We start from the raw sequence: 19,733 nt of genomic DNA, 5'->3' as shown, positions 1-19,733 counted from the left end.
CAGCGTACGCTGACCGCCATGACCTCCGCGCCGCAATCGCCCGAGCGACGCCCCCAGGAGCAGCGCCCCCAAGAACGGGAACTGCTCACCGACGACGACCTGATCACCGGAGACGCGGTCGCCCTCGACCTTCCGGCCGCCGGGCTGGGGATGCGGCTGCTGTCGGGCCTCATCGACGTGATCGTGGTGATGGCGCTGCTGATCGTGACGCTGTTCGTCTTCATGACCGCCGCGCCCACGACCGACGAGGCCCTGGCCTGGGCTGCCTACATCGCGGCCACAGCCTCGGTCCTCGTGGTCTTCCCGACGGCCATCGAGACGCTCACCCGTGGGCGCTCGCTCGGCAAGCTCGCGCTCGGTCTCAGGACGGTGCGCGACGACGGCGGGGCGATCAGCTTCCACCATGCGTTCGTACGTGCCCTGATCGGCGTCGTCGAGATCTACGCCACCAGCGGCGCCGCCGCCTTCCTCACCGCGATGATCCACCCGCGAGGCAAGCGGCTGGGCGACATCGCGGCCGGGACGTACGTCATCCGCGTGCGGGTGCCACTGCGTCCCCCGGCACCGATCCAGATGCCCCCGGGGCTCGCTGCCTGGGCCTCTCGCGCGGACGTCGCCACGATCCCGGTCGGACTGTCCTTGGCGGTGCGACGGTTCCTCTCCGGCGAGGTCGGCACCTACACCGACCCGGTCCGCCGACACGCTCTCGCCGAGCGCCTGGCGACCCACATGCAGACGTACGTCGCCCCTGGCCCACCCCCGGGCACCCCACCGGAGGCCTACCTGGCCGCAGTGCTCGCCACCCGGAGGGATCGTGATGCAGCGAGGCTGGCTCGCGACGAGGAACTACGGGCGCGGCTGACGGCTCGCGGCTAGCGCCCGGTCGGGGTAGTCCGGGATCCAACTGCCCATTACTCGCGGGTATATGGGCAGTTCGCTCCCGGACTACCCCTTCAACCCGACCGACCGCAGCTCCAACGCAGCAAGCTTCCTCACCACCTCCGCATCACCGTCGCGCCAGGCCTGCGCGGGGTTGTCGCTGATCTTGGTCAGCTTGTGCAGCGGCTGGGTGGAGATCGCCCTGAGGGCCAGCAGATCGGTGCCGCTGCCAGCCTCCAGGAACCGCTGGGTCGAGGTCGCGTTGCGGATGAACCGCCATCGCAGCGGTACGTAGATCATCAGCCACATCAGCACCGGGACGACAACGACCCCGACGGCGAGCCAGATCGCGAGGGTGGACACGGCGTCGACTTGGGCCTCCCCCGCCGCACGGAGCTGGTCGGCGGCCTTCGCGGCGCCCTCGAACGGGACCGCGATGCCGTCCTTGACCAGCGGCAGGTCATCGACCTTCCCGGCCGCCTCGAGCATCTTCGCGGAGAGCGAGGTGCCGGCGTCGTCCATCTTCTCGCCGGGTACGGCGAGCGCCGAGACCATCTCGTGGACGAATCTGCCGATAAGGACCCACCCGGCGATCCACGCCACCGTCAGCAGGTCGGCGAGCAGCTGGGCGGCGAGGCGTGGGGGCCTGTCGGCGTACAACTTCATGCCGCTGATCTTCGCGGTTCCGCGTCTACAGATCAGTCACGACACGGGCAGTTCGGGTCAACGCCGGTAGAGCAGGTCGGTGATGACCCGGTCCTTGGCCAGTCCCTTGCGCTCGAACTTGGTCACCGGGCGCTCGTCCCAACGCTCGACGACGCCACCGCTCAGCAGCTGCTCGGCGTCGAGGACCTCGACCATCTGCTCGGCATACTCGACCCAGTCGGTCGCCAGCCGCCAGATGCCGCCGGGAGTCAACCGCTCCGCGATCATCCGCGCGTTGGCGGGCGTCACCAGTCGCCGCTTGTGGTGGCGGGTCTTGTGCCACGGGTCGGGGAAGAACGTCCAGATCTCGCTGACCGAGCCCGGCTCGACCAGATTCTCGAGTGTCCAGAGCGCATCGACGCTGCAGAACCGAACGTTCGTCGCGCCTGCGGCGCCCACCCGGGCGAGGCTCTCCGCGACACCGGGGCGCCATACCTCCAGTGCCAGGATGTTGGCCTCGGGACGGTTGGCCGCCAGCACCGCGGTCGCCTCCCCCACGCCGCCGCCGATGTCCACGATCAGCGGGGCCTTGCGACCGAACCAGCTCTCCAGGGAGAAACCGGGCTCGTCGACCGCCTCGTCGGGGATCACCCACTCGGCTGCGTACGCGTCCCACGCCTTCTGCTGCTTGGCGTCCAGGCGGCTGCCGCGGCGGGTGTAGGTGAGGACCTCGCGGACGGTGCGGCCGTCGTCGAGGAGCTTCTGGTGGGGCCGCGGAGTGCGTACTGGGTGGTTTGGGTCTGTCATTTCTTCTTGCCTTGGTCTCGTGGCGCGCCGACGCGGCGCAATCCGGTCCTCGCTTCGCTCCGGTCCGTTTGCGCCGAGTCAGCGCTTTCCTAAGCATCAAGGAGCATCTGTCTAACGCGAAGGACCCCCTTCGCCTTTCGGCTCCGGGGGCCCTTCACGTTAGTCAGACGATCACTTGATGATCTTCGTAACCCGACCCGCGCCGACGGTGCGACCGCCCTCACGGATAGCGAACTTCAGACCCTCGTCCATCGCGATGGGCTGGATGAGCTCGACCGACATCTCGGTGTTGTCACCCGGCATGACCATCTCGGTGCCCTCGGGGAGGGTCACAACGCCGGTCACGTCCGTGGTCCGGAAGTAGAACTGCGGACGGTAGTTGTTGAAGAACGGGGTGTGACGGCCACCCTCCTCCTTCGAGAGGATGTAGACAGAGCCCTCGAAGTTGGTGTGGGGGGTCGTGGTGCCCGGCTTGATGACAACCATGCCGCGCTCGACGTCCTCGCGCTTGGTGCCGCGGAGCAGCAGCCCGACGTTCTCGCCGGCCTGACCCTCGTCGAGCAGCTTGCGGAACATCTCGACGCCGGTGACGGTCGACTTCTGCGAGGTCTCGCGGATGCCGACGATCTCGACCTCCTCGCCGACCTTGACGATGCCGCGCTCGATACGACCGGTGATGACGGTGCCACGACCGGTGATCGTGAAGACGTCCTCAACGGGCATCAGGAACGGCTTGTCGGTCTCACGAGCCGGGGTCGGGATGTAGTCGTCGACGGCCTGCATGAGCTCGGCGACCGAGTCCATCCACTTCTGCTCGCCCTGCAGGGCGGGGTAAGCGGCAACGCGCACGACCGGGAGGTCGTCACCCGGGAACTCGTACTCGCTGAGGAGCTCGCGCACCTCCATCTCGACGAGCTCGATGAGCTCCTCGTCGTCGACCATGTCGCACTTGTTGAGCGCGACGACGATCGACGGCACGCCGACCTGGCGGGCCAGGAGCACGTGCTCCTTGGTCTGCGGCATCGGGCCGTCGGTGGCGGCGACCACGAGGATCGCGCCGTCCATCTGCGCGGCACCGGTGATCATGTTCTTGATGTAGTCCGCGTGACCCGGGCAGTCGACGTGAGCGTAGTGACGCGACTCGGTCTGGTACTCGATGTGCGCGATCGAGATCGTGATCCCGCGCTGGCGCTCCTCGGGGGCCTTGTCGATGTCCTCGAACGCGAACTCCGGGTTCAGGTCCGGGTACTTCGCGTGCAGCACCTTCGAGATCGCCGCGGTAAGGGTCGTCTTACCGTGGTCGATGTGACCGATGGTGCCGATGTTGACGTGCGGCTTGTTCCGCTCGAACTTCGCCTTAGCCACTGTGGGCTCCTCCTGGTGTGATTTTCTTACTGACTCGTACTGAGTGGTGTTGCTGCCGAAGTCCCTGGACGGGCGACCCGAAGGTCACTCGCCACGGGCCTTCTTGATGATCTCGTCGGCGACGTTCGTGGGAACCTCGGCGTACGAGTCGAACTCCATCGAGTACGACGCCTGACCGCTGGTCTTGGACCGGAGGTCACCGACGTACCCGAACATCTCGGACAGCGGGACGAGAGCCTGGACGACCATGTCGCCGTGGCGCTCCTCCTGCGAAGACACCTGGCCGCGACGGGAGTTGATGTCACCGATAACGGTGCCGAGGAACGCCTCAGGGGTCGTCACCTCGACGGCGAACATCGGCTCCAGCAGGACGGCCTTCGCCATGCGCGCGGCCTCCTTGAAGGCCTGGTTGCCGGCGATCTTGAAGGCGAGCTCGGAGGAGTCGACGTCGTGGTAGGCGCCGTCCTCGAGCGAGACCTTCACATCGACCATGGGGAAGCCGGCGAGAATACCGAACTCCATGGCGTCCTGAGCACCCTGGTCGACCGAAGGGATGTACTCCTTCGGCACGCGACCACCGGTGACGTTGTTGACGAACTCGTAGCCCGCACCCTGGCCGGTCTCCTCGTCGATGTTGGGCTCGACGGAGATGACGACCTTCGCGAACTGACCCGAACCACCGGTCTGCTTCTTGTGGGTGTAGCTGTGGTTCTCGACCTTCTTGCGAAGCGTCTCGCGGTAGGCGACCTGCGGCTTGCCGACGGTGGCCTCGACCTTGAACTCGCGCTTCATCCGGTCGACGAAGACCTCGAGGTGGAGCTCGCCCATACCAGCGATGATGGTCTGGCCGGTCTGCTCGTCGGTCTTGACCGTGAAGGTCGGGTCCTCTTCGGTGAGGCGCTGAATCGCCGTGCCCAGCTTCTGCTGGTCACCCTTGGTCTTCGGCTCGATGGCGACCTCGATCACGGGGGCCGGGAAGCTCATCGACTCGAGGACGACCGGGTTGGACGGGTCGCACAGGGTGTGACCGGTCTTGGTGTCCTTCAGACCCATGACGGCCACGATCTGGCCGGCGCCCACCGAGTTGATCTCCTCACGCTTGTTCGCGTGCATCTGGTAGATCTTGCCGATGCGCTCCTTGCGGCCGTTGATCGGGTTGACCACGGTCGCACCCGCCTCGACCTTGCCGGAGTAGACGCGCAGGTAGAACAGCTTGCCCAGGTGCGGGTCGGAAGCGATCTTGAAGACCAGGCCGGAGAACGGCTCGTCCTCGGAAGGCTTGCGAGAAACCTCGAGCTCCTCGTCCTTGACGTCGTGGCCGATGATCGACTCGACATCGATGGGCGAGGGCAGGTAGTCGACGATCGCGTCGAGCAGGGGCTGGACGCCCTTGTTCTTGAACGCGGTGCCGGTGAGGATCGGGTTGAGCTTGTCGGCGAGGGTCGCACGACGGATGGCGGCCTTCAGGGTGGGAACGTCGAAGACGTCGCCCTCCTCGAGGTAGACCTCCATGATGTCGTCGTCGGCCTCGGCGAGGGTCTCGACGAGCTTCTCGCGCCACTCGGCGGCCTTGTCGGCCATGTCGGCGGGGATGCCCTCGACGACGTAGTCCTCACCCTGCTGGGTCTCGCCGCGCCAGACCTTGGCGTTCATCTCGATCAGGTCGACGACGCCGATGAAGTCGGACTCGGCACCGATCGGCAGCTGCAGCACCAGCGGGGTGGCGTGCAGCTTGTCGACGATGGAGTCGACGACCATGTAGAAGTCGGCACCGGTGCGGTCGAGCTTGTTGACGAAGCACATCCGCGGGACGGCGTACTTGTTCGCCTGACGCCACACGGTCTGCGACTGCGGCTCGACACCGGCGACACCGTCGAAGACGGCGACAGCACCGTCCAGGACGCGCAGCGAGCGCTCCACCTCGACGGTGAAGTCGACGTGCCCCGGGGTGTCGATGATGTTGATCTGGTGGTCCTTCCACCAGCAGGTGGTCGCGGCGGACGTGATCGTGATGCCGCGCTCCTGCTCCTGCTCCATCCAGTCCATCGTGGCTGCGCCTTCGTGGACCTCACCGATCTTGTACGAGATACCGGTGTAGAACAGGATGCGCTCGGTGGTGGTGGTCTTACCGGCATCGATGTGCGCCATGATGCCGATGTTGCGGACCACATTGAGGTCCGTGGTGATGTCGACGGCCACTGTCTTCAGCGTTCCTTAAAGAGATTGTCTTCGGTCTGGATGGGCGGGGTGCCCACATTGTGCGGCAGGCACCCCGCCGTACGTCACCAGCGGTAGTGCGCGAAGGCCTTGTTGGACTCGGCCATCTTGTGGGTGTCCTCGCGCTTCTTCACAGCGGCGCCGAGGCCGTTGCTCGCGTCGAGGATCTCGTTCATCAGGCGCTCGGCCATCGTCTTCTCACGACGGTCCTGGGCGTAGCCGACGAGCCAGCGCAGCGCGAGCGTGGTGCCACGCGTGCCCTTGACCTCGACCGGAACCTGGTAGGTCGCGCCACCGACACGGCGGGACTTGACCTCGATGGCCGGCTTCACGTTGTCCATGGCGCGCTTGAGCGTGACCACGGGGTCGGTGCCGGTCTTCTCACGGCAGCCCTCGAGCGCGGTGTAGACGATGCGCTGCGCGACCTGCTTCTTGCCGTCCTGCAGGACCTTGCTGACGAGCTGGGTTACGAGCTGCGAGCCGTAGACGGGGTCGACGACGAGCGGACGCTTGGGAGCGGGACCCTTACGAGGCATCTCACTTCTCCTTCTTGGCGCCGTAGCGGCTCCGGGCCTGCTTGCGGTTCTTCACGCCCTGGGTGTCGAGCGAGCCGCGAATGATCTTGTAACGAACACCGGGGAGGTCCTTCACACGACCGCCGCGGACGAGCACGATGGAGTGCTCCTGAAGATTGTGACCCACACCCGGGATGTAAGCGGTGACCTCGACGCCGGAGGAGAGACGCACACGGGCGACCTTCCGGAGGGCGGAGTTCGGCTTCTTCGGGGTGGTGGTGTAGACGCGCGTGCAGACGCCACGGCGCTGCGGCGATCCCTTGAGGGCAGGCGTCTTCGACTTCGTCGCCTTGTCCTCGCGGCCCTTGCGGACCAGCTGGTTGATTGTGGGCACCTCGGTGGTTCCCCTTCTTTTCTGCTCTCACTACGCGGCGCTCTGCCGCGAAGGATCCAATGTTGTGCGTCCAGGTGGTGCGATACCAACTGGTCCCGCCTCGCCCCCGAGGTCGGGCGTGTCGCCCTGACCTCAACGCACAAGTGGGCGGATCTTTCGAACCGAACCCCGTACTGAGGGCGCCGAACCCGGGTCCGAGACCTATCTCTCGAGCTTGTTCCGGGCACGCGCGACGGCCTGGTTGTCCCAGACACGCTTCAGAGGCTACCCGGCGGCTTGAGAGGGGGTCAAAACGGCCCGGATACCACCTCTGAGTGCGGCAAGGAGCAGCACCCCCGCAAGCGTACCCAACAGCACCAGAGCGCCACTCGCGTACAGGGTCGTGCGGGCGCCGAAGTGCTCGCCGACGAAGCCGATGAGCGGGGCGCCCAGCGGGGTGCCGCCCATCAGGACGGTCATGTAGATCGCCATCACCCGGCCGCGGAACTCCGGGGCCGCCTCGGTCTGCATCGTGGCGTTGCAGGCGTTGAGGGTCGTGATCGTGAAGAAGCCGAGCACGGGCGAGATCAGGGCGAAGAGGGCGTACGTCGGCATCAGCCCGGACACGATGACGGTGAGGCCGAACCCGGTCGCCGCCAGCACGATCAGCCTGAGGGGGATCCGGGTGCGGCGGGCGCCGAGCAGGGCACCGGAGAGCGAGCCGATGGCCAGGACGGTGCCGAGCAGGCCGTACTCGCTGGCGCCCTTGCCGAACTCCTCGGTCGCCATCAGCGCCGAGGTGATCGGGAAGTTCGCCCCGAAGGTGCCGACGAAGAAGATGATCACCAGGACCATCAGCATCTTGGGCTGCGTACGGATGTAGCCGATGCCCTCGCGCAGCATCCCGCTCCGCCGGGCGACGGGGTCGGGCGAGTGCAGCTCGGCGGTGTTCATCCGCTGCAGCTGGCCGATCACGGCGAGGTAGGAGACGGCGTTGATGAGGATCACCCAGCCGGTCGCCTCGGGGCCGCTACCCAGCGAGCCGATGAGGAGCCCGGCCAGCGCCGGCCCGATCAGGCGGGCGAGGTTGAACGAGGCCGAGTTGAGGCCGACGGCGTTGGTGAGGTCGTCGGGGTGGACCATCTCCGAGACGAACGACTGCCGGCCCGGGCCGTCGAAGGCGGCACCGGTGCCGAAGAGGAACGCGATCACATAGACCATCCACACCTCGGCGTGGCCGCTCACCGCCAGCACACCGAGGAGCAGCGACATCAGGGCCATCCACCCCTGGGCGGCCTGCAGCAGGCGGCGCTTCGGGAAGCGGTCTGCGATGACCCCGGCGTAGGGGCTGAGCAGGAGGATGGGCAGGAACTGCAGACCGGTGGTGATACCGAGTGCCGCTCCCCCGCCGCCAAGACTCAGGACCAACCAGTCCTGAGCGATGCGTTGCATCCAGGTGCCGACGTTGGAGACGACACTGCCGGCTAGGTAGAGGCGGTAGTTGTGGCTGCGCAGGGAACGGAACGTGGGACTCAACTGGTGGCTATTCTCTCCATGATCGAAGCGGCTGTGCGGAGGGCGGCGAGCTCTTCCGCATCGAGGTCGACGAGCTGCTGGGCGAGCCAGGCGTCCCGGCTGAGCCGGTCCTTGCGTACGGTCCGGCGGCCCTTGTCGGTGATCGAGACCAGCACCTGGCGGCGGTCGGTCTCGCCCTGGCGGCGTACGACGTAGCCGCCCTCCTCGAGGAAGTTGACCATCCTGGTCATGCTCGGCGGCTGGACGCGCTCGCGGCCGGCGAGGGCGCCGAGAGTCATCTCGTCGTTGGCGTACAACGCCCCGAGTACCGCCATCGACCCCAGGGAGAGGTCGTTGTCAGGGTGGCGCTCGTTGGCCAGGCGGCGGCGCATCCGCATGACGGAGGTGCGCAGCACCGAGGCGACCTCGGGGATGTCAGAGGCCGCGTCGGGCGCGGAGGCTGGCTGTGCGGTAGGCATGTCGGTAAGCATAACTGCTTACCGGCGCTAACTATTCCGGGAAGAGACGGCGCCCGGGTGAGGGCGCCGTCACAGCGTCAGGACATTGCGGCGAGCATCAGGATGTCGTCGCGGCTGTACGTGCGGCCGGGGTGAGCCTCGGCGAGGTGCTCCTGCACCTTCTCGACCAGCTCGTCGTCGGTCTCCGTGCGGAAGTTGGTGCCACAGGGGCAGCGGAGCGAAGCCATCAGGGACCTCCCAGGTCGTCAGCGTTTCCACCCAACCCTACCGGCTCGTGGTGACCTACTAGATTGGATGCCATGAGCGACCAGTACCGCGACGACGACTATTCCGGCACCTACCCGGAGCAGCAGTACGACGGGTACGACGGCGACTACTACGCCGAGGCTCAGTCCGACGATGGGCATGGCTACCCCCAGGACTACGGCTACGACGAGCCGCCTGTCGAGGAGCCGGCCCAGGCCGTCCCCGAGCCGAAGATCGAGCTCGTCGACCAGGACGGCATCCGTGCCTTCGAGCTCGCCACCCTCGGCTGGCTGGTCGGGTTCGTGGCCCTGCTCCCCTTCTGGGGTCTGCTCAACGACCGCGGCTGGACCTGGTGGATCTGGACCTGCCTGGCCGCCTTCGGCATCGGCGCGATCGGCATCGAGCTGACCCGGCGCCGCAAGACCCGCCGGCTGCGCGCCGAGGGCCTCGCCTAGAACCGCTCGGCTAGAAGGGCTCGGCGTCGTCGCTGATCGTGTCGAAGACCGGGTCCGGCAGCGGCTGCGGCTCGTGCTTCTTCGCCAGCCGCACCTCCGAGTGCGCACCGCACCCGTGGTTGAGGCTGACCACCTTGCCGTCGTCGTTGGCGTCGCCGTTGGCGCAGACACCGAAGCTCGTGGCCAGGTGGCCGGTCAGCCGGACCAGGAAGCCACAGCTGTGGCACTGGTCGGGAGCGGCCTGCGCGAGCGGCGCCTCGGGACCGCCGTCACCGGCGTACCACCGCTCGGCGGCGGCGTCGAAGCCGGAGATGGACAGGGTCCGGACACGGCCGAGGCCGAGATCCTTGGCGACCTCGCGCACCTGAGCCTTCTCGTCGGCGTCGAGCGGGTCGTCACCGAAGGCGTACGTCGGGACCAGCCGCGCGTCGTCGTCCTCGACCGGGAGCAGATCGCCGGGTGAGAGGTCGCCCGGCTTGATCCGTTCGCGGTAGGGCACCCAGGCCGGCGCGACGATCGCGGCGTCACCGGGGACGAGGACGACCTCGTTGATGGTCACCGGAGCATCGACGCCGAATCCCGGGCCGTCGAGCGAGGGCACGGTGACGAGCGTGACCGACCAGTGCCACCCGACGTAGCCCTTGCGGGTGCAGGCGAACAGGTGGGTCACGACGCCCGGGCCAGCACCCTTCTCGACCACATGGCCGAGATGTTCTCCGACGTCACCGGCTGGCACGTCGGACAGGAGCGCGGCGCGGGCCTCGTCGACGGCAGCGACGGCCGTCGCATCGGCGTACGGGGTCGTGATCACGGACCACATCTTCACCCACATGCGCCTCAGGTGCCACTTCGGGGTCACCTTGCGCCACCACAACCTGAACTTCAGCACAACGCGTGATCCTCCCAGACGTACGCCTCTACTGCACAGTCACGACAGTCCTCGAAATAGCCGACACCCGCCGGAGCGTGGCTACGGCGGGTGTCGGTGACGCTTGGCTACTGAAGAGCGCGCGTGGAGACCATGGAGAGGACGTACTCGACGAGCGAGATCAGCGTCGCCTTGGTCGACTGACGGTCGCGAGCGTCACAGGTGACGATCGGGATGTCCGGGCGCAGAGCCAGGGCCTCGCGGATCTGCTCCGGCTTGTAGGCCTGGTTGGCGCCGAAGACGTTGTGGGCCACGACGAACGGCACGTTGCGGGACTCGAAGTAGTCGATCGCGCCGAAGGAGTCGGCGAGGCGACGGGTGTCGATGAGCACCACGGCGCCGATGGCGCCCTGGGTCAGGTCGTCCCACATGAACCAGAAGCGGTTCTGACCGGGGGTGCCGAACAGGTAGAGGATCAGGTCGGAGTCGAGGGAGACTCGGCCGAAGTCCATCGCGACCGTGGTCGTCTTCTTGTTGGGCACTGCGGAGAGGTCGTCGACGCCGGCGGTCGCCTGCGTCATCACGGCCTCGGTCGTCAGGGGGACGATCTCCGAGACGGAGCCCACGAAGGTCGTCTTACCAACGCCGAACCCGCCGACGATGACGATCTTCGCAGACATCGTCGCCTGCTTGGAGTCGGTGGTCACTGCATTACTCCTGTCAAAGCTTCCTCAGGCCGGACAGCACGCGCTCGAGGAGAGCGGTGTCCGGGGCGTCCGGGACCTTGCTGGCGTGCACCTGCACCACGCCGCGCTCCGCAAGGTCACCGATCAGGACTCGGGCGACACCCAGGGGCACCCGGATGAGCGCCGCGACCTCAGCGACGGAACGGCTCTCGCGGCAGAGCTCTGCGATCGTCCGCTCCTCGGGCGACCGGACGTAGCCGTCGATCACGTAGCGGTCGGTGATCACCAGTGCTTCCATCGGGAAGACGCGCTTGGGTTGCGTGCGGCCACGAGTCAGGGCATAAGGCCTGACCAGCGGCGGCGGTTCGGATGCGTGGTTGCTCACGATCTCGGTCCTAGGGTCGGGGCACTGATCAGGCGCCGGTTCTGGTATCGGGGGTGAGGGCGGTGGCAACACGCGAGATCAACAGCTGCATCTGGTAGCCAACCTGTCCCAGATCGCAGTCGGGGGCGGCGAGGGCAGCAAGGCTGGAGCCCTCACCAACCGCCATGAGGACCAGATAGCCACCGTCCATCTCGATGACCATCTGCTGGACATTACCCGCCGCGAAGCACCGAGCTGCTCCTTGGGTAAGACTGGTGAGACCGGAGGCGATCGCCGAGAGCTGGTCGGCCCGGTCCGGGGGGAAGTCGACGGAGCTGGCCATCGGCATACCATCAGCCGACACCAAGATCGCGTGAGCGATGTCAGGGGTGCGCTGGGTCAGGCTGTCGACAAGCCAGTCCAGTCCTGCGGGGGCCGTTGTCACTGCTGCTCCTCACCTTCGGGGTTGCTTTCCGCATCAGCGGGGTTGTTGCGGGCGCGGCTGACGCCCTTCTGGAAGCTGGACATGCCACGGGTGCGGCGCGCGTCCATGTTACGCGGACCTGATGACGGTGGTGTGACCGAAGGCGCCGCACCTGGGATCAGGTTCTGACCCGGGACACGAACGGGGAGGCCACCCTGGGTGACCGTCGCCGGCTCCTGCTCCTGCAGCTGCTCCAGCTCCTGCGCCCGGCGCCAGCCCTCGTCGCCCGGCGAGGACCAGCTCATCGGCGTGGTCGGCTCGTCGTCCTGCGCGACCGGCTCGTCGGCCGGCTCACCCGCGGGGGCGGCCGCGGGACGGGCCGCGTCGGGCTTGGGTCCCGGACCGGCCTTGGCGGCCGGGGCGATCGGGTCGCTGAGCGGGTCGCCCTTGGACTCCATCGCCCGGCGCGCGCCGAGCGGGCGACGACGGGTGAACCACTCGGACTGCAGGTCGTCGAAGATCGAGCTGCCCTCGTCATCGAGGATCGGAACCTCGGTGGTCGAGTCGAGCGGGTTCGGCGAGTTGGTCGGCTCCGGAGCCATCGGACCCATCGGGCCCGGGGCGATCGCGTCACCGGCCGGACCGAACGGGTCGTCGTCGGGACCGAAGCCCGGCGGCGGCGTACGCGGCGTGGTGCGCTCGTTGGGGCGCTCGAAGGTGCGGAACGCGCCGGTGTCGGTGCCGAACGGGCTGCCGCCCTGCGCGCCCGGGTCGCGACGCGGCAGCTCGCCGGTCTCGGTGCTCGGGTCGAAACGACCGTCGGGGAAGCGCGCGGCCAGGTCCTCGGCCTTGCGGACCGGCAGCATGTTGGAGAGGAAGTTCTGCTGCTGGCCGCTGGGGTTCTGCTGCGGGGCCGGCGGCTGGTTGGCGCCGAACGGGTCGCCGCCGAACGGGTCTCCCCCGTACTGCGGCTGGCCACCGCTGAACTGCTGCGGCTGCGCCGGGAAGCTGCCCGTACGCGCGCCCGGACCCTCGAAGCCCGGGTCGCCCGGCATCGGCGGGACACCGCCGAAAGCGGGCTGCTGACCCGTCTGCGGTCCGCTCTGGCCGAAGCCGTTGTGCTGGCCCGAGTGGCCGTTGGCACCCTGCTGGAAGGCCGACGCACCGCCGTTGGAGAGGTTGGGGTGGTTGGACGCACCAGGCGTACGGCTCGGCAGGGCCGGGGGCGCCGCGGCGGAGGCGGCGGGCGCCTCGGGCGCCGGAAGAGCACCGACCGGCACGTCGTAGGGGTTGCCACCTGCGTACGGCTGGGCGTCGTAGGCGGGCATCCCGTACTGCATCTCGTAGGGAAGCTCGCCGGTGCCCGGGTAGGCGCCGGTCTGCTGGCCGTAGCCGCCCTGCTGGAAGGCGTAGGCGTCGAAGCCCTGCTGCTGGCCCGACGGGGCCTCAGCGTGAGCGCCGACGATCGTGGTGACCGGCATCTCGACGCGCGCGACCACACCGCGGGGGCGGTTCGGAACGAGCTCGATGTAGAGGCCATGACGCGCCGCCAGGCGCGCGACCACGACCAGACCCATCATCCGGGCGACGTCGGCGTCGAGGCCGGTCGCACGGCGCAGCTTCATGTTGGCCGCGTCGAGCTCCTCCGGCGTCATGCCGATACCGAGGTCCTCGATCTCGACCAGCAGCGGCGCGGCGGGGCCGGCGCGGAAGGTGCGGATCGTGACCGCGGTGTCGGGCGGGGAGAAGTTGGTGGCGTTCTCGATCAGCTCCGCGAGCAGGTGCACGAGGTCACCCGCGATCGCGCCCTCGAACTCGGCGTTCTCGTCGGAGTCGATGTCGACCCGGGCGAACTGCTCGATCTCGGAGGCCGCGGCACGGAGGACGTCGAGGACCGGCACCGGGCCACGAGCCGCGTGGCCGATCTCGCCACCGGCGAGGACCAGGAGGGACTCGTCGTTGCGGCGCATTCGGGTGGCGAGGTGGTCCAGGCGGAACAGGTTCGCGAGGTCGTCGGGGTCCTGCTCGTTGGCCTCGAGCTGGTCGATGAGCTGGAGCTGACGCTCGACGAGGCTCTGCGAACGACGAGAGAGGTTCATGAACATCTTGTCGACGTTCGTACGCAGCTCGGCCTGCTCGCCCGCCAGCCGGATCGCCTCGACGTGGACCGCGTCGAACGCGTCCGCGACGTCACCGATCTCGTCTCGACGCGCGATGTCCAGCGGCTCCACATGCGTATCCACCGGGCCGTCGGCCTGGTTCATGTAGGCGACTCGCTCGGGCAGGTCGTGGTTGGCCAGGTTGTAGGCCAGGCGACGCAGCTGGCTCAGCGGCGACAGGATGGAGCGGGCCGCGACCAGACCGACAGCGAGGGCGAAGATCAGAACACCGAGAACGAGGAGCCCGATGACGATGGCGTCGCGGGTCGCGTCGCTCTTGATCTGCTCGACGTCGTCGCTGATCTCCTGCGCGGTCTGGACGATCATCTTCTGCAGACCACGGATGAACTCCGTGCTGGCCTCGGTGTACTGGTCCGGGGTCATCTTGACCCGGTCCATGCTGCCGCTGGAGATCACCTGGTTGACGACCCGGTGAGCGGGCGCGCCGACCGAACCCTCGTCGGTGGTGTCGTTGGTCAGCTCGTCGAGCTGCTGGCGGATGTCGTCGGACGTCTTGGCGTAGTAGTCCGCCGTCGACAGGCGCCACTTGGCCTCGGCACGGGCGAGCTCGGCGAACTCTTCGTCGGTGAGGACGTCGGGGTTGACCGCACCGTTGCTCTCCGCGGCCGCCTTCTTGCTCAGCGCCTTCATCATGATCACGCGCTCGCTGCCCATGGCCTCCGAGGCGGGACGCACGTTGCTGATCGCGGCGATCTTGGAGAAGACCTCGTCGTTCTCCAGGGTCGGCATCTGCGCCGAGATCCCGAAGAGGTTGTTCATCACGGTCGTGTAGGCCAGCTGGGCCTCGACCGCGGTGTCCTTCTCCTGGATCTGGGCACGCAGGTCGTCGATGCCGTTGAGGGCCTGCTGGATCTCGACGATGCTGTTCTCGAGGTCCTTGTCGTCGCCGGCGTCGATCTCCTTCGCCTTGGCACTCCAGGCCTCGATCGACTCGTCGGTCTTCTGCTGCAGCGGCCGCATGACGACCTCGGGTACGCCTGCGAGCGCACCGTCACGCTCGAACAGGATGTTGATCGCGAGTTCGTAGGTGTCAGGCAGTGCCTGGGCGACAGTCTCGGCCTGGCGTGCTTCCGCCTGGGCTGAGAGGGCGCGCGAAATGCTCAACCCGCCGAACACCATCGCCGCGATGGTCGGGATGAGCAGCACGAAGATGAGGCGCGCTCGAATTCCCTGCCAGGGCTTACGTTCCGGACGGTGGGTTGTGCTTGCGTATGGCTCGGCCATTACTCCCTCTCGTGGCCATGTCACATCATTCCCGAGAGGCATGCACCGTCTGTGGTGCATACCCCAGTCCCCCGCCGCGAAGTCTGCTGGCACCCGGGCGTACCTGTCTGCAGTCTTTGGCGACGCAAACTTACGTCATAAGTGGTCTCGATTACCAATGGTGTACGAAATCATTTGCAAATCTATGGAGGGGTAGGCGGAGTATAGGCCCCACCCGCACGAGGGACGACATGGCGAGCCATCCGTGGATGCCGTCGACGCCGGAGAGGGGAATACCTCACGCGTCCCTGGGCGCTGAGGACTAGGCTCTCCCGCGTCGGCCGTCACAGTCGCCGGGCGACGTACGTTTGAAGCGCTGATGCGCGAGGAAGGGGCAAGCTGCCGTGCCTACTGGCAAGGTCAAGTGGTTCGACGCCACCAAGGGCTTCGGGTTTCTGTCGCAGGACGACGGTCCGGACGTGTACGTCCACGCCGACGCGCTCCCCGAGGGCGCTGCCAAGACCTTGAAGGCCGGCACCCGGGTGGAGTTCGGCATCGCCCAGGGGCGCCGCGGTGAGCAGGCGCTCTCGGTGACCATTCTGGAGCGCTCCCCGTCCGTCGCCGGGCGCCAGCGTGCCGCCAAGCGCCGCAAGCCCGAGGAGATGGAGCTGATCGTCGAGAACGTGATCAAGCTCCTCGACGACATCCGCGACGGCTACGCCCAGGGCCGCCCGCCCACGCGCGAGCTGGCCAAGAAGGTCTCCCCCGCGCTGCGCCAGATCGCCGACGAGTTCGAGCTCTAGATCCAGCTCAGGTCGGGGATCAGGGTCTGCACGCCGACCACCAGGCCGGCGAGGTTCACCGCCAGCAGGACCAGGATCCAGAGCACCGACGGGATGCCGGTCAGGCCGGCGAGCTGGTCGGGGTCGGAGCCGCGGCGGCCTCGCTCGCCGCGGCCGAGGAGCTCCAAGAGCGGCCTCGGTGAGGCGAGCAGGAGCAGCCAGGTGACCAGCGTGGCGACGATGGTCTGGAGGCGGCCGTCGGCGTACCAGCTGATCGCGCCCAGGGCTGCGCCGAGCACCAGCAGGACGACGAGGCCGTAGCCGTTGCGCACCCACAGCAGCAGCACGAGCATCGCGGCCACCAGGAGCCACAGCAGTCCCAGGGCATGACCCGCGGCGAGCATGGTCGCGCTGAGCAGGCCGAGGAGCGCCGGGGCGAGATAGCCGGCCGCGAGCATCGCCACCATGCCCGGACCGGACGGCTTGCCGCGTGAGAGGGTCACGCCCGAGGTGTCGGAGTGGAGCTTGATCCCGGCCAGGCGCCTGCCCACCAGGACCGCGACCACAGCGTGCCCGGCCTCGTGGACGACGGTGACGCCGAGGCGGACGGTGCGCCAGGTTCCCCGCCACACGACCAGCACCAGGGCGACGACGCCGGCGCCAATCAGCCAGGGCGCTTCGGGGACGGTCTGGGTCGCGGTGATCGTGTCCCAGAACTCCCTCACGCCGCCACCTCCGTAGCGCAGGCGCCAGAATACGGAGGCAACGGCGTGTTGTGCTCGTGGTTCACTCGCCGACGCTCGCTCACTTGACTGCCTTCTGGTTCATCGATCCGGAGCGGAAGCCCCGTGGGTCGATCTCCGCGGCGGGGAATCCTGCGTCGGTCACTGTCTTGAGCACCTCGTCGGCATGGTGGGGGTCGAGAGGCAGGAGGGTAGCGGACAGCTCCACGGTGGCCTTCTCCCCGTGGTCACGCACGCGCAGGTCCACCCTGGCGGCGTCGTGGCCGCGCGCGGCCAGGACGCTGCGTACGCCCTGCTCTGCTCTCTCCACGCGCGCGAGGCGCCTCGGGGTGACCTCGAGGCCATAGGCGATCCGGCTGGAGAGGCAGGCCGCGGCCGGCTTGTCCCAGGTCGGCAGCTCCCAGCGGCGCGAGGCCTCGCGGATCTGCGCCTTGGTCAGCCCGGCGTCCTTGAGCGGCGTGATCGCACCACGCTCGGCGGCCGCGCGGATGCCGGGGCGGAGGCCGTTGAGCCCCTCGATCGCGTCGTCGGCGTTGGTGCCGGTGGCCACGTGGGCCAGGCCCAGCTCGCGCGCCAGCGGCACGAGGGTGTCGAGCAGCTCCGCCTTGCAGAAGAAGCATCGGTCGGTGCCGTTGGCCCGGTAGCCCTCCCGCTCCATCTCGTGGGTCTGCGGGGTGATGAGGCGTACGCCGAGACTCTTCGCGAACTCGGCGGCCGGGTCCCTCTCCGCGATCGGAAGACTGTGCGAATAGCCGGTCGCGGCGGCGACGTTGTCGCTGCCCAGAGCCCTGGCTGCGGCCGCCAGGAGGAAGGCACTGTCGGCGCCGCCGGAGAAGGCGACCAGCACGCTTCCCCGAGTCTTGAGATCCGCTTCGAGAGCGTTGAGCCGTGGGTCGAGGTCGGACACGCTCCGACCCTATCGGCGGGCTCCACGCGTGTTCGCGGATCGGCGCCGGGAGACCAGGACCACCAGCACGACCACGAGCACGATCACGATGACGGCGAGGACGCTCACGACCGCGAACGTGAGGACGAGCGCGACGAGCGCGGTGCGGGTCGCGTCGTCGCGGTCGGCCCGCGCCTCCTCGGCGATCTCCTCGGCGGAGACGATGAGCACCTCCCGCAGGCCGCGCATGAAGTCGTTGCTGGACGTGACGTACGAATCCAGGGTCAGTGCCGTGCCGCCACCGGCGATGACCTCGTTGACGGCCTGGTGGGCCGGCACGCCGGTGGCACCCTCCGTGGCCGTTCCGTTCGTCAGCTCGTCTAGACGTCGACGCTGGTCCGCCGACGACCCCTCGTAGAGGGCGGCGAGCGAGCGCCGCAGCTCCGCCTCCGCCTCGGTGAGCGCCGCGATCTCGTTGTCGCTCATCTGCTTCGCGACGGTCGGCGGTGAGCTGGAGAGCACAGCCATCATGATCGCGCGCTCCTGGCCCAGTGCCTCCCATGCCTCGGGCATGTGGCCGATCGCCTCGATCGACGAGGCGGCCTGGCCATCGCCCGGGTTCGGCAGCTCGTCGGCGATGCTGAACAAGTCGTTGCTCAGGGCGGTGTATCCCTCTGTTCCCTTGGCGCGATCGTCCAGCATCTGCGTACGCAGCCCATCGATGCCATCGACACCTTCGGCGACCCGGGCGAGCGTCGCGTCGAGCTCCTTGTCGCCGCCGTCGATCTCCTGCACCCGAGCGCGCCACCCCTGCGCCGACTCGTCGGTGGACTGCTGGATCGGCCGGAGCACGACGGGAGGTACGCCGGCCGTCATCGCATCGCGTTCGAAGGACAGGTTGGCCGCGAGGTCGAACGTCTCCGGGAGAGCCTCGGCGAGCGTCACGGTCCGCGCGCTGGGTCCCGCCTGAGTGGTCGCCCGCGAGACGCCCAGATAGCCGAGGACTCCTGCCACGACGGCGACGATCACAGCCAGGGCCAGGACGGTCCAGATCGCCCACGGGCCCTTCTCGGCACGCTCATGGGTCGGGGATTCCAGTGTGTTGGTCATGACGCCCCTCGGGTCCGGATGAGTGAGGAACCCTAGGGCAGGAGCGGCGCCGCGCGCCCGTGAATTCTGGATAGCGCCCGGGCCGGACCCGTCGTCTGGATAGGGTCTCAGCATGGGGGCAGAGCGGGAGGCGTCGGTGGGGTCAGGCCGACGGCAGCGGGGAGTTCTGGGGTCGCTCGTCGAGATCCTGATCATCGCAGTGACGGCGATCCTGCTCGCCGTCGTCATCAAGACGTTCCTCGCCCAGGCGTTCTACATCCCCTCCGAGTCGATGCAGCCCGGGCTGGAGGTCAACGACCGCGTACTGGTGGAGAAGCCGTCCTACTGGATGGGCGGCACGCCCGAACGCGGCGACGTCGTCGTCTTCACCGATCCCGGCGGCTGGCTCTCCGCCAACCAGATCGCACCTGCCCCGACCGGCTTCAGGGCCGTGCTCGCCAAGATCGGGCTCTACCCGACCGGTGACCACCTGGTGAAGCGGGTCATCGGAGTCGCGGGCGACACCGTGGAGTGCTGCGAGTCGGGTCGGATCGTCGTCAACGGCACGCCCGTGGACGCGTCGTCCTTCATCGCCCCCGCCGACACCTGCGACGGCCCGATGGCGCAGGACAACGGGTCGTACGTCACGGGCGGCTGCCGGGGGTGGAAGGCCGTCGTCCCCGAGGGCCGGATCTTCGTGATGGGCGACAACCGTGCCAACTCCGCCGACTCGTCCTTCCATCTGTGCAGCCCCGAACGCCAGGAGTCGGGCGACGAGGCCTGCTCGAACGCGTTCGTACCCGTCTCGGACGTCGTCGGCCGCGTCGCCGTCGTCTTCTGGCCCACCGACCGCTTCGGCGTCGAGCATCGCCCGGAGACCTTCGACTCCGTCGACTGAGAACGTCCGGCCGAGTCGGTCGTTGTGGCGGCCGAGAATGTAGTTGTGGGCGACGAAACCAGACGCCAAGGCGCTCATCACGAAGGCCGCTGAGTCGACCTCGGCGGGTGCGCC

Annotated in this window: 21 protein-coding genes; 4 read left to right on the top strand and 17 right to left on the bottom strand. The window is 68.1% G+C overall.

All coding sequences use genetic code 11. The annotated features are described in order from the left end of the window. Positions 1 to 18 precede the first annotated feature (18 nt). Entirely contained in the window at positions 19 to 876 is an 858-nt protein-coding gene (locus tag ABTX24_RS15445) for an RDD family protein (RefSeq protein ID WP_350840745.1), read from the top strand. Positions 877 to 945: 69 nt separating this feature from the next. Here ABTX24_RS15445 and ABTX24_RS15440 read toward each other — a convergent pair whose 3' ends face one another. From ABTX24_RS15440 to ABTX24_RS15400, 9 genes are all read right to left on the bottom strand, one after another. Then, positions 946 to 1,545 carry a hypothetical protein gene (locus tag ABTX24_RS15440; RefSeq protein WP_350840743.1) on the bottom strand — a complete coding sequence of 200 codons (600 nt, stop codon included), beginning with the start codon at positions 1,543 to 1,545 and terminating at the stop codon, positions 946 to 948. Positions 1,546 to 1,602: 57 nt separating this feature from the next. Then, entirely contained in the window at positions 1,603 to 2,331 is a 729-nt protein-coding gene (gene trmB, locus ABTX24_RS15435; RefSeq protein WP_350840741.1) for a tRNA (guanosine(46)-N7)-methyltransferase TrmB, read from the bottom strand. 171 nt (positions 2,332 to 2,502) lie between these two features. After that, positions 2,503 to 3,696, bottom strand: a complete 1,194-nt coding sequence (gene tuf / locus ABTX24_RS15430; protein WP_141806232.1) for an elongation factor Tu — start codon at positions 3,694 to 3,696, stop codon at positions 2,503 to 2,505. An 84-nt stretch (positions 3,697 to 3,780) separates the two neighbouring features. After that, entirely contained in the window at positions 3,781 to 5,895 is a 2,115-nt protein-coding gene (fusA, locus tag ABTX24_RS15425) for an elongation factor G (protein WP_160026984.1), read from the bottom strand. Between the two features lie 83 nt (positions 5,896 to 5,978). Then, positions 5,979 to 6,449: a 30S ribosomal protein S7 gene (rpsG, locus tag ABTX24_RS15420; protein ID WP_008360967.1), complete on the bottom strand. Its 471-nt coding sequence runs from the start codon at positions 6,447 to 6,449 to the stop codon at positions 5,979 to 5,981. 1 nt (position 6,450) lies between these two features. After that, on the bottom strand, positions 6,451 to 6,822 hold the full coding sequence (gene rpsL, locus ABTX24_RS15415; RefSeq protein ID WP_008360965.1) for a 30S ribosomal protein S12: 372 nt from the start codon (positions 6,820 to 6,822) through the stop codon (positions 6,451 to 6,453). A gap of 264 nt (positions 6,823 to 7,086) precedes the next feature. Next, positions 7,087 to 8,337: an MFS transporter gene (locus ABTX24_RS15410; protein ID WP_160026982.1), complete on the bottom strand. Its 1,251-nt coding sequence runs from the start codon at positions 8,335 to 8,337 to the stop codon at positions 7,087 to 7,089. Next, positions 8,334 to 8,795, bottom strand: coding sequence for a MarR family winged helix-turn-helix transcriptional regulator (locus ABTX24_RS15405; protein WP_350840739.1), 462 nt, complete (start codon positions 8,793 to 8,795; stop codon positions 8,334 to 8,336). The genes ABTX24_RS15410 and ABTX24_RS15405 overlap by 4 nt, the downstream gene beginning before the upstream one ends. Positions 8,796 to 8,872: 77 nt before the next feature. Then, the gene (locus ABTX24_RS15400; RefSeq protein WP_091052351.1) at positions 8,873 to 9,022 is read right to left on the bottom strand and encodes a DUF1059 domain-containing protein; all 150 of its coding nucleotides are present in this window, start codon (positions 9,020 to 9,022) and stop codon (positions 8,873 to 8,875) included. A 72-nt stretch (positions 9,023 to 9,094) separates the two neighbouring features. Here ABTX24_RS15400 and ABTX24_RS15395 point away from each other — a divergent pair, with 72 nt between their 5' ends. Next, positions 9,095 to 9,496, top strand: a complete 402-nt coding sequence (locus tag ABTX24_RS15395; RefSeq protein ID WP_350840737.1) for a DUF2530 domain-containing protein — start codon at positions 9,095 to 9,097, stop codon at positions 9,494 to 9,496. Between the two features lie 10 nt (positions 9,497 to 9,506). On the opposite strand, the gene ABTX24_RS15390 is transcribed toward ABTX24_RS15395, so the two are convergent. The 5 genes from ABTX24_RS15390 to ABTX24_RS15370 form a co-directional block, all read right to left on the bottom strand. Continuing rightward, positions 9,507 to 10,328: a DUF3027 domain-containing protein gene (locus ABTX24_RS15390; protein ID WP_350715450.1), complete on the bottom strand. Its 822-nt coding sequence runs from the start codon at positions 10,326 to 10,328 to the stop codon at positions 9,507 to 9,509. A gap of 164 nt (positions 10,329 to 10,492) precedes the next feature. Then, complete coding sequence (locus tag ABTX24_RS15385) at positions 10,493 to 11,071, bottom strand: GTP-binding protein (protein WP_502890791.1); 579 nt, start codon at positions 11,069 to 11,071, stop codon at positions 10,493 to 10,495. A 13-nt stretch (positions 11,072 to 11,084) separates the two neighbouring features. Beyond that, positions 11,085 to 11,435, bottom strand: a complete 351-nt coding sequence (locus tag ABTX24_RS15380; protein ID WP_008360948.1) for a DUF742 domain-containing protein — start codon at positions 11,433 to 11,435, stop codon at positions 11,085 to 11,087. Between the two features lie 28 nt (positions 11,436 to 11,463). After that, on the bottom strand, positions 11,464 to 11,859 hold the full coding sequence (locus ABTX24_RS15375; protein ID WP_008360946.1) for a roadblock/LC7 domain-containing protein: 396 nt from the start codon (positions 11,857 to 11,859) through the stop codon (positions 11,464 to 11,466). Next, positions 11,856 to 15,164, bottom strand: a complete 3,309-nt coding sequence (locus ABTX24_RS15370; RefSeq protein WP_350840735.1) for a sensor histidine kinase — start codon at positions 15,162 to 15,164, stop codon at positions 11,856 to 11,858. Before ABTX24_RS15370 ends, ABTX24_RS15375 begins: the two co-directional genes overlap by 4 nt. 461 nt (positions 15,165 to 15,625) lie before the next feature. Here ABTX24_RS15370 and ABTX24_RS15365 point away from each other — a divergent pair, with 461 nt between their 5' ends. Further along, positions 15,626 to 16,024, top strand: a complete 399-nt coding sequence (locus ABTX24_RS15365) for a cold shock domain-containing protein (RefSeq protein ID WP_160026974.1) — start codon at positions 15,626 to 15,628, stop codon at positions 16,022 to 16,024. Here ABTX24_RS15365 and ABTX24_RS15360 read toward each other — a convergent pair. From ABTX24_RS15360 to ABTX24_RS15350, 3 genes are all read right to left on the bottom strand, one after another. Further along, a complete protein-coding gene (locus tag ABTX24_RS15360; RefSeq protein WP_350715130.1) occupies positions 16,021 to 16,728 on the bottom strand; it encodes a M50 family metallopeptidase in 708 nt (235 codons plus the stop codon). The two genes, ABTX24_RS15365 and ABTX24_RS15360, sit on opposite strands and share 4 nt — an antisense overlap. 79 nt (positions 16,729 to 16,807) lie before the next feature. After that, the gene (larE, locus tag ABTX24_RS15355) at positions 16,808 to 17,653 is read right to left on the bottom strand and encodes an ATP-dependent sacrificial sulfur transferase LarE (protein WP_350840733.1); all 846 of its coding nucleotides are present in this window, start codon (positions 17,651 to 17,653) and stop codon (positions 16,808 to 16,810) included. Between the two features lie 9 nt (positions 17,654 to 17,662). Beyond that, positions 17,663 to 18,742, bottom strand: a complete 1,080-nt coding sequence (locus ABTX24_RS15350) for a nitrate- and nitrite sensing domain-containing protein (RefSeq protein ID WP_350840731.1) — start codon at positions 18,740 to 18,742, stop codon at positions 17,663 to 17,665. Between the two features lie 112 nt (positions 18,743 to 18,854). Between ABTX24_RS15350 and lepB the strand changes: the two genes are divergently transcribed. After that, positions 18,855 to 19,619, top strand: coding sequence for a signal peptidase I (gene lepB / locus ABTX24_RS15345; RefSeq protein ID WP_350840729.1), 765 nt, complete (start codon positions 18,855 to 18,857; stop codon positions 19,617 to 19,619). Positions 19,620 to 19,733 lie beyond the last annotated feature (114 nt).

This window comes from Nocardioides sp. NPDC127514 (assembly GCF_040302125.1).
Taxonomy (GTDB): Bacteria; Actinomycetota; Actinomycetes; order Propionibacteriales; family Nocardioidaceae; genus Nocardioides.
The sequence above is the reverse complement of the archived record's forward strand: the minus strand, read 5'-3'. Positions and strand labels throughout refer to the sequence as shown.